At 40.8% G+C, this 8702-nt stretch carries 15 protein-coding genes; all 15 read left to right on the plus strand.

What is annotated here, in order from left to right; genetic code table 11:
- On the plus strand, positions 1–92 hold a 92-nt coding region (locus BMY80_RS11275; protein ID WP_018748561.1), incomplete at its 5' end, for an EF-Tu C-terminal domain-related protein.
- Between the two features lie 138 nt (positions 93–230).
- On the plus strand, positions 231–689 hold the full coding sequence (gene secE, locus BMY80_RS11280; protein WP_093143758.1) for a preprotein translocase subunit SecE: 459 nt from the start codon (positions 231–233) through the stop codon (positions 687–689).
- Between the two features lie 9 nt (positions 690–698).
- Complete coding sequence (gene nusG / locus BMY80_RS11285) at positions 699–1265, plus strand: transcription termination/antitermination protein NusG (protein ID WP_031580136.1); 567 nt, start codon at positions 699–701, stop codon at positions 1263–1265.
- Positions 1266–1451: 186 nt separating this feature from the next.
- Entirely contained in the window at positions 1452–1880 is a 429-nt protein-coding gene (gene rplK, locus BMY80_RS11290) for a 50S ribosomal protein L11 (protein WP_031580137.1), read from the plus strand.
- 3 nt (positions 1881–1883) lie between these two features.
- Positions 1884–2579: a 50S ribosomal protein L1 gene (gene rplA, locus BMY80_RS11295; protein WP_031580138.1), complete on the plus strand. Its 696-nt coding sequence runs from the start codon at positions 1884–1886 to the stop codon at positions 2577–2579.
- Positions 2580–2774: 195 nt separating this feature from the next.
- Positions 2775–3275 carry a 50S ribosomal protein L10 gene (gene rplJ / locus BMY80_RS11300; protein WP_031580139.1) on the plus strand — a complete coding sequence of 167 codons (501 nt, stop codon included), beginning with the start codon at positions 2775–2777 and terminating at the stop codon, positions 3273–3275.
- 42 nt (positions 3276–3317) lie between these two features.
- The gene (gene rplL, locus BMY80_RS11305) at positions 3318–3680 is read left to right on the plus strand and encodes a 50S ribosomal protein L7/L12 (protein WP_031580140.1); all 363 of its coding nucleotides are present in this window, start codon (positions 3318–3320) and stop codon (positions 3678–3680) included.
- A 133-nt stretch (positions 3681–3813) separates the two neighbouring features.
- On the plus strand, positions 3814–4197 hold the full coding sequence (locus BMY80_RS11310; protein ID WP_031580141.1) for a RidA family protein: 384 nt from the start codon (positions 3814–3816) through the stop codon (positions 4195–4197).
- A gap of 45 nt (positions 4198–4242) precedes the next feature.
- Positions 4243–4587 carry a DsrE/DsrF/TusD sulfur relay family protein gene (locus tag BMY80_RS11315; protein ID WP_093143761.1) on the plus strand — a complete coding sequence of 115 codons (345 nt, stop codon included), beginning with the start codon at positions 4243–4245 and terminating at the stop codon, positions 4585–4587.
- Positions 4584–4946, plus strand: coding sequence for a DsrE family protein (locus tag BMY80_RS11320; protein WP_093143764.1), 363 nt, complete (start codon positions 4584–4586; stop codon positions 4944–4946). Before BMY80_RS11315 ends, BMY80_RS11320 begins: the two co-directional genes overlap by 4 nt.
- On the plus strand, positions 4930–5238 hold the full coding sequence (locus BMY80_RS12720; RefSeq protein WP_143066529.1) for a DsrH/TusB family sulfur metabolism protein: 309 nt from the start codon (positions 4930–4932) through the stop codon (positions 5236–5238). Before BMY80_RS11320 ends, BMY80_RS12720 begins: the two co-directional genes overlap by 17 nt.
- 168 nt (positions 5239–5406) lie before the next feature.
- Positions 5407–5781: a 30S ribosomal protein S12 gene (gene rpsL, locus BMY80_RS11330; RefSeq protein ID WP_031580145.1), complete on the plus strand. Its 375-nt coding sequence runs from the start codon at positions 5407–5409 to the stop codon at positions 5779–5781.
- Positions 5782–5873: 92 nt separating this feature from the next.
- A complete protein-coding gene (gene rpsG / locus BMY80_RS11335) occupies positions 5874–6344 on the plus strand; it encodes a 30S ribosomal protein S7 (RefSeq protein WP_031580146.1) in 471 nt (156 codons plus the stop codon).
- Positions 6345–6438: 94 nt separating this feature from the next.
- The gene (gene fusA, locus BMY80_RS11340) at positions 6439–8538 is read left to right on the plus strand and encodes an elongation factor G (RefSeq protein WP_093143770.1); all 2100 of its coding nucleotides are present in this window, start codon (positions 6439–6441) and stop codon (positions 8536–8538) included.
- Between the two features lie 68 nt (positions 8539–8606).
- The coding region (locus BMY80_RS11345) for a GTP-binding protein (protein ID WP_198020477.1) at positions 8607–8702 on the plus strand (96 nt) is incomplete at its 3' end.

An 8702-nucleotide genomic window follows, 5' to 3' on the forward strand; every position in this document is an offset into this window, starting at 1 on the left:
ACCCAATCGCTATGGAACAGGGTTTACGCTTCGCAATTCGTGAAGGTGGCCGTACTGTAGGCGCTGGTGTTGTTGCTAAGGTTATCGAATAATCTTATCTGACTAGATAAAAAAACCCCGAGATTTTCGGGGTTTTTTTAGATTTTTATAATTTTAGTGATATACTAACTTTGCTTTAAAGTGAAGCAAAGTTTATTTTTATAAGTAGTGTTTGAATAAGGATTTTAATAATGGCCTCTAAAGCTGAGAACAAAAATCCAGTTGTTAATGCATCAACCCAAAATGTTGCTGACAGTTTTCTGACAAGACAGATTTCTGCAGGTGCAAATGCATCATTATGGATTTTATCAATCTTACTGTGTGCTGTTGCCATTTTCGGTAATTATTATTTAAATAAAGAATACAGCGACGTATTTAACGACAGCATTAACTCACTGTTGAAAGGGTTGGGTGTTGTTCTTGTTGTTCTTCTGGCTGTTGTTGTTGCTCTTTGTACTAATAAGGGTAGACAGGGATTATCCTTTGCCAAAGAATCATACACAGAAGTAAGACGCGTAGTTTGGCCTGATGCACAGAAGACCAAGCAGGTAACCATTATGGTAGGCATTATCGCAGTTGTGCTTTCTTTTATGCTTTGGGTGTTTGATTTATTCTTTATGTTTATTCTTGACAGTGTCAATTCAATCTAAGGAACAGATATGACCACAGAAAGTTCAAATTCAGGTGCTAAAAAAAGATGGTACGTTATTCAGGCATTTTCTGGCTATGAACTGAGAGTAAGAGAAACTCTTCTTCAGAGCATTGAACAGAATGAAGAGATGAAAGAACTGATTGACGATGTTCTGGTTCCAATGGAAAGAGTAAAGGAATATCGCGACGGTAAGAAGCGTGAGTCTCAGCGCAAGTTCTTTCCTGGATATGTGCTCATTCACATGGTGATGAATGAAAAGACCTGGCTTTTTGTTCGCCATACTGACCGTGTTCTTGGTTTTGTTGGTGGAAACATAGATCATCCAATGCCTATTACTGACGCTGAAGCAGAGAGAATTTTAGGTCGTCTTAAAGAAACTGAAAATGCTCCAACCCAGAAGACTAAATTTGAAGTTGGTGAAAAGGTTCGAGCTAAAGAAGGTGCCTTTAAAGACTTCACAGGTACTGTTGAAGCAGTTGACTATGAAAAGAATCGTGTCACTGTTTCAATTTCAATTTTTGGTAGAGATACTCCTGTAGATTTGGATTTCTCTCAGGTAGAAAAAGATCTTTAGTACTAGTAGTTAGGGTTGTAATAAAGAAGAGGGAAGCCTCTTCTTTTTTATTTACTGAAAATAAATGTTGACTCAATCGTATAATTGAGTATAATCTCATCACCTCTATTTTGTGAGGAAGTTATTATTTTTTATTAATTGGGGAGTGTGCATTTCTGCATGCGTCTGAACCCGCGAGGCATAAAAATGGCTAAGAAAGTTCAAGCATATATTAAGCTTCAGGTTAAGGCTGGTATGGCAAACCCAGCTCCTCCTGTTGGTCCTGCTTTAGGTCAGCATGGTGTAAACATTATGGAATTCTGTAAGGCATTCAACGCCAAGACAGAAAAGATGGACAAGGGTTCACCTGTTCCAGTAATTATTACTGTTTACTCTGACAAATCATTTACATTTGTTACCAAGACTGCTCCAGCATCATTCCTTATCAAGAAGACCTTAGGTTTAGAGACCGCTTCTCACAAGCCTGGTACTGAAATCGTTGGTAAGATTACCAAGGCTCAGCTTCTTGAAATTGCTGGTAAGAAGGACGGCGACATGACTGGTGCTGATTTAGAAGCATCTGCTCGTTCAATCGCTGGTACTGCACGTTCAATGGGTATTCAGGTGGAGGACTAATAGATGGCTAAATTATCAAAGCGCATGAAGGCTATCAAGGAAGGCGTTGATAAGACCAAGGAATATTCTCCAGCAGAAGCTGTTGAAGTTATTCGTAAGTTTGCTACCTGCAAGTTCGACGAATCTGTTGACGTTGCAATTCAGTTAGGTATCGACCCACGTAAGTCTGATCAGACTGTTCGTGGTTCAGTAGTACTTCCAAATGGTACCGGTAAGTCTGTACGTGTTGCAGTATTTACTCAGGGCGCTAAGGCTGATGAAGCTAAGGCTGCTGGTGCTGAATACGTAGGTATGGAAGAATTAGCTGACCAGGTTAAGAAGAATGAAATTGCGTTTGACGTAGTTATCGCTTCTCCTGATGCAATGCGTGTTGTAGGTCAGTTAGGTCAGATCCTCGGTCCACGTGGTTTAATGCCTAATCCAAAGGTTGGTACCGTAACCCCTAACGTTGCTGAAGCTGTTAAGAATGCTAAGGCAGGTCAGGTACGTTATCGTAACGACAAGCAGGGTAACATTCAGGCTGCTATCGGTAAGATCAGTTTCACTAACGAAGCTCTTATCGAAAACCTTAACGCGCTCATTTCAGCTGTTAAGAAGGCTAAGCCTGCTACTGCTAAGGGCCAGTACATTTCTAAGGTATTCCTGTCATCTACTATGGGTGCCGGTGTTGCTTTAGATAAGAACGGTCTGGCTGACTAGTTTTTTTAGGATGGGTTTGTAAACTCATCCTGTTCGGGAGTCCTGCTCCCGTCCAAGACCGCAGGTGGGAAACCTTAATTTCCTGCGCAGACGGAAAAGACTTCAGAGAAAGATTTCTTTTTTCTGGATATTTCCGAAGTCCCTGAAAAGGGTGTTTCCGACATTTGTCGGGTTATTTTCCAGGAGTTTTGCTAAATGGCATTATTAATCAACGACAAGAAGGCTATAGTTGCTGAAGTTGCTGAACTTGCCAAGAGCGCTAAATCAGCTGTAGTTGCTGATTCTCGTGGTGTATCTGCTGCTGACATGACTGCTTTACGTAAGTTATGTCGTGACAACCAGGTTGACGCAAGAATCGTACGTAACTCTCTGCTTGCCCGTGCCGTAGAAGGTACCGAGTTCGCATGTATGGCTGAAACCTTCACTGGTCCAACTCTTGTTGCATTTTCTTTTGATCATCCAGGCGCTGCTGCCCGTCTGTTCAAGGAATTCGCTAAGAACAACAAGAATTTCTCAGTAAAGGGTGCTGCTTTTGAAGGTGAATTCATTTCAGCAGAAAATATTGATCGCTTAGCTACATTACCAACTTACGAAGAAGCAATTGCACGTCTCATGGCAACCATGAAGGAAGCTGCAGCTGGCAAGTTAGTTCGTACTTTAGCTGCCTTAGGCGACAAGCTCAAAGAAGCTGCTTAATTATAGTTTTATTGTTAACAAATAATTTTAGGAAATTATCAAATGACTAAAGAAGAAATTTTAGAAGCAATCGCTGGTATGTCAGTTGTTGAAGTTGTTGAACTCGTAGCTGCTATGGAAGAAAAGTTCGGCGTTTCTGCCGCTGCTGCTGTTGTTGCTGGCCCAGCTGCTGGCGCTGCTGCTGCTGAAGAAAAGACCGAATTCGACGTAGTTTTAGCTGATGTTGGTGCTAACAAGATCAACGTAATCAAGGCTGTTCGTGGTGCTACCGGTTTAGGTCTTAAGGAAGCTAAGGACTTAGTAGAATCTGCTCCTGCTAAGATCAAGGAAGGCGCTTCAAAGGACGAAGCTGAAGCTCTTAAGAAGTCTTTAGAAGAAGCTGGTGCTAAGGTTGAATTAAAGTAATTATCTGATTACTTTATAAATTTCTTTACGAAAAGCATACTGTTTTGCAGTATGCTTTTTTTATACTTTTTTTTTAATTTAGATTTATAATAATTTCACTTTCATTATTATTGTTATATTAAAGGTGATTTATATGAGTAAAGTTGTAATTAACACTCCAAATGCTCCAGCAGCTATCGGTCCATACGTTCAGGCTACAAAGGTTGGTAATTTCCTGTTTACCTCTGGTCAGATTCCATTAGATCCAAAATCAAATACTCTTGTAACCGGTGATATCAAAGTTCAGGCTCACCAGTCATGCCGTAATCTTATTGCCATTCTTGAAGAAGCTGGTTTTGCTGCTACTGATGTAGTAAAAACTACTTGCTTTATTAAGAACATGAATGACTTTGCTGCATTCAATGAAGTTTATGCTGAGTATTTTGGTACTTCTGCTCCAGCACGTTCATGTGTTGAAGTTGCAAGATTACCAAAGGATGTTCTCTGTGAAGTTGAACTTGTAGCTTACAAAGACTAATTGATCTTATGTGAAAGGGTGTTTGGCACCCTTTCCGGAGTACAAATGAATTTTGTTTTAGTAATTACTTCAGGTCCGTACGGAGACTCAAGACTTAAACTGGCGCTTGATCTATCCGTTTCTATTTTGAAAGCAGGTCATCATTTGAAAATTTTTTTGTACTCAGATGGTGTATACAATGCATTAAAGACGATAAGTCCGGCTTCTGACGAATTTAATCCTCAATCTATTTTTTCAGAACTTGCCCGTCAGTCAAAGATTTATTTTTGTGAATCTGCTGGATTAAGAAGAGGTGTGGATAAGTCCTGTACCTCAAAAGATTTTACCTGCTCAGGTCTTGGTGAACTGTCTGATATGATTAAGAATGCGGATAGGGTGATATCCCTATGAGTGGTATTGTTTGTGTAATTAATTCCTGTAATCTTTCAAAATTCAGAGAATTTCTTGATTTTGTGCTTGGGATAAGTGCTTTTAATGATGATGTATCCATAGTTTTTATGAAGGAATGTGTTCCGATTTTTTTTAACGCATCATCTCTAAAACCAGTCCTGACAGGAGAAAGAGACTTTATTAAAACGTTTGGAATGTTGGATCTTTACGATATAAACAACGTGTTTGTTGAGGATAATGGTGAATTATCAGATAGTGTCAGAAAGCGATTGTCCGATACAATATCAGGAATAACCTGTATTTCATCAGAAAAGTGCTATACCCTTATTTGTCAGTCAAAACATGTGTTTACTTTCTAACAGGTGCAGTGTGAAGATTAATATATTTACAGTATTTGATGAACGTTTATGGAATAGGTGTATCTCATTTCTTAGAAGTGATGATGCTGTTATTATGTCAAACGACGCCCTTCTTCTGCTGAATGATTCTTCAATCAAATTCACAACCAATGCCAAAATCTATGTAATAGATACCTATGCCGAAGCTTATGGCGTAACTGATAAAGCAAAAATATTAGGTTTTGATTCCCTTAATCATGATGAATTAATAAATTTAATAGTGAAACATGGCTCTCCAGTTGTCTGGAAATAATTTTTTTGTGGCTAATATATAACCTAATATTGAATTTTCAAATTTATAAATGTATAATTCGCTGACTGTATTCTTTAATATTGTTTTTTTTTACATTTTTGTATGTTATAGAATACAGGGACTGATAATTTATTATCGTGATTTTTTTAAATATATTTGGGAGCGTAAATGGCTACAATCAATCAGCTAGTACGTAAGCCACGTGTTAAGCAAGTTGTTAAGAACAAGGTTCCAGCATTAGAAGCTTGCCCACAGAAGCGCGGTGTTTGTACTCGTGTGTATACTACTACTCCGAAGAAGCCTAACTCAGCTATTCGTAAAGTATGTCGTGTACGTTTAACTAACGGTTTTGAAGTTTCTTCATACATCGGCGGTGAAGGTCACAACCTTCAGGAACACTCTGTTGTTCTGATCCGTGGTGGTCGTGTTAAGGACTTACCTGGTGTACGTTACCATACCATCCGTGGTGCTTTAGACTGCGCTGGTGTTAAGGATCGTAAGCAGGCTCGTTCTAAGTACGGTGTGAAGAAGCCTAAGGCTTAATGGATTCCCCGTTAAGTAAGGCCAAACTGGCAATTTTTTTTAACTTTTTTTATATAGTTTTGGGTAACCCCTGAAAATACGAGGATTTTAAGATGCCTAGACGTCGTGTTGTAGGTCAGCGTAAGATTTTACCTGATCCAAAGTTCGGTTCAGAATTACTGGCTAAGTTCATCAATATCGTTATGGTTGACGGTAAGAAGTCAGTATCAGAAAGTATTGTTTACGGTGCTTTAGATATTATCGCTGAAAAGAGTGGTAAAGAACATTTAGTTATTTTCGAAGAAGCACTTGATCATATCCGCCCTTCAGTGGAAGTTAAGTCCCGCCGTGTTGGTGGTTCAACTTATCAGGTTCCAGTTGAAGTTCGTCCAGTTCGTCGTAATGCTTTAGCAATGCGTTGGTTAGTAGAAGCCGCACGCTCCCGTGGTGAAAAGTCCATGGCTCAGCGCCTCGCAGGTGAGCTATTAGACGCTGCTGACAATAAGGGCACTGCTGTTAAGAAGCGTGAAGACGTTCATCGTATGGCTGAAGCAAACAAGGCTTTCGCTCACTACCGCTGGTAGTACTGAATTTGTTGGGCTGTTTAAATTTATTCAGCCCTTCATTAAGATTAAATTATGTTGTCCATTGATTGGATGATTTAAAGAGGATTATATTTTGGCTCGTCAAACTCCAATTGAGCTCTACCGTAACATCGGTATTTCTGCTCACATCGATGCCGGTAAGACCACTACTACAGAACGTATTCTGTTCTACACCGGTGTAAATCACAAGCTTGGTGAAGTACATGATGGTGCCGCTACTATGGACTGGATGGAACAGGAACAGGAACGTGGTATTACCATTACTTCTGCTGCTACCACCTGTTTCTGGGACGGTATGAATCATCAGTACAAGAAGCATCGTTTCAACATCATTGATACCCCGGGTCACGTAGACTTCACTATCGAAGTAGAACGTTCTATGCGTGTACTTGACGGTGCAGTAATGGTTTACTGTGCTGTAGGTGGTGTTCAGCCTCAGTCTGAAACCGTATGGCGTCAGGCTAACAAGTACCATGTACCACGTATCGCATTCATCAACAAGATGGACCGTACCGGTGCAAACTTTATGCGTGCTGTTGAACAGATTCGCACCAGATTAAAGGGTAACCCAGTACCAGTCGTTCTTCCTATCGGTTCTGAAGATAACTTCGTAGGTGTTGTTGACCTTATCAAGCGTAAGGCTATCGACTGGAATACTGAAGACCAGGGTACTACCTTCAAGTACGTTGACGTTCCTGCTGAAATGGAAGAATTAGTTGACGAATGGCGTGGCAAGATGGTTGAAGCAGCTGCAGAAGCTGACGAAGCTCTTCTTGATAAGTTCTTCGGCGGTGAAGAGTTAACTGAAGAAGAAATCGTTGCTGCTCTCCGTAAGCGTACCATCAATTGTGAAATCGTTCCTGTAACCTGTGGTTCTGCATTTAAGAACAAGGGTGTTCAGAGAATGCTTGACGCTGTAATCGACTTCCTTCCATCTCCACTTGATATTCCTCCTGTTAAGGGTGAATTACCAAACGGCGAAGAAGCAACTCGTGCAACCAGTGATAAGGAATCTTTCTCTGCTCTCGCATTCAAGATTGCTACCGACCCATTCGTAGGTAACTTAACCTTCTTACGTTGCTACTCAGGTGTTATCAATTCAGGCGATTTCGTTCTCAATGCTGTAAAGGGCAAGCGTGAACGTTTAGGTCGTATCGTGCAGATGCACGCTGATAAGCGTAATGAAATCAAGGAAGTATTAGCTGGTGATATCGCTGCTGCTATCGGCTTAAAGGATGTTACTACCGGTGATACTCTCTGTGATGAAAATGCTCCAATCATCCTTGAACGTATGGAATTCCCAGAACCAGTTATTTCTGTTGCTGTAGAACCTAAGACCAAGGCTGACCAGGAAAAGATGGCTCTCGCTTTACAGCGTTTGGCTCAGGAAGACCCTTCATTCCGTGTACACACTGATGAAGAATCAGGTCAGACCATTATTTCTGGTATGGGTGAATTACACCTCGATATCATCGTTGACCGTATGCGTCGCGAATTCAAGGTTGAATGTAATGTAGGTAAGCCTCAGGTTGCATACCGTGAAACTATTCGTGCTGCTACCGAAATTGAAGGTAAGTTCGTACGTCAGTCTGGTGGTCGTGGTCAGTACGGTCACTGCTGGTTACGTCTTGAACCTCAGGAAGAAGGCAAGGGTTACGAATTCGTTAACGCTATCGTTGGTGGTGTTATTCCTAAGGAATACGTACCTGCTGTTGACAAGGGTGTTCAGGAACAGATCGCTAACGGTGTTCTCGCTGGCTACCCAGTTGTTGACGTTAAGGTTACCTGTTACGATGGTTCATACCATGAAGTTGACTCTTCTGAAATGGCATTCAAGATTGCCGGTTCTATGGCATTCAAGGCAGGTTTCATGAAGGCTTCTCCAGTATTACTCGAACCTTTAATGAAGGTTGAAGTTGATACTCCAGAAGATTACATGGGTGACGTTATCGGTGACTTGAACCGTCGTCGTGGTATCGTTGAAGGTATGGAAGACGGCCCAACCGGTAAGATTGTTCGTGCAATGGTTCCATTAGCAGAAATGTTCGGTTATGCAACTGACCTCCGTTCACAGACTCAGGGTCGTGCATCTTACGTAATGGAATTCGGTCGTTATGCCGAAACTCCTAAGAACATTGCTGATGCTGTAATCGAAGCTCGTAGCAATAACTAATTTGGATGATACCTCCATTCGATGAGGATGGAGGTGTGTAATTAAATTTATTTTTAAGGAATAAAATCGTGTCAAAGGAAAAGTTTGAACGTACAAAGACTAACGTGAACGTAGGTACAATCGGTCACGTAGACCATGGTAAGACTACTTTAACTGCAGCTATC

This window comes from Ruminobacter amylophilus (genome assembly GCF_900115655.1).
Lineage (GTDB): Bacteria > Pseudomonadota > Gammaproteobacteria > Enterobacterales > Succinivibrionaceae > Ruminobacter > Ruminobacter amylophilus.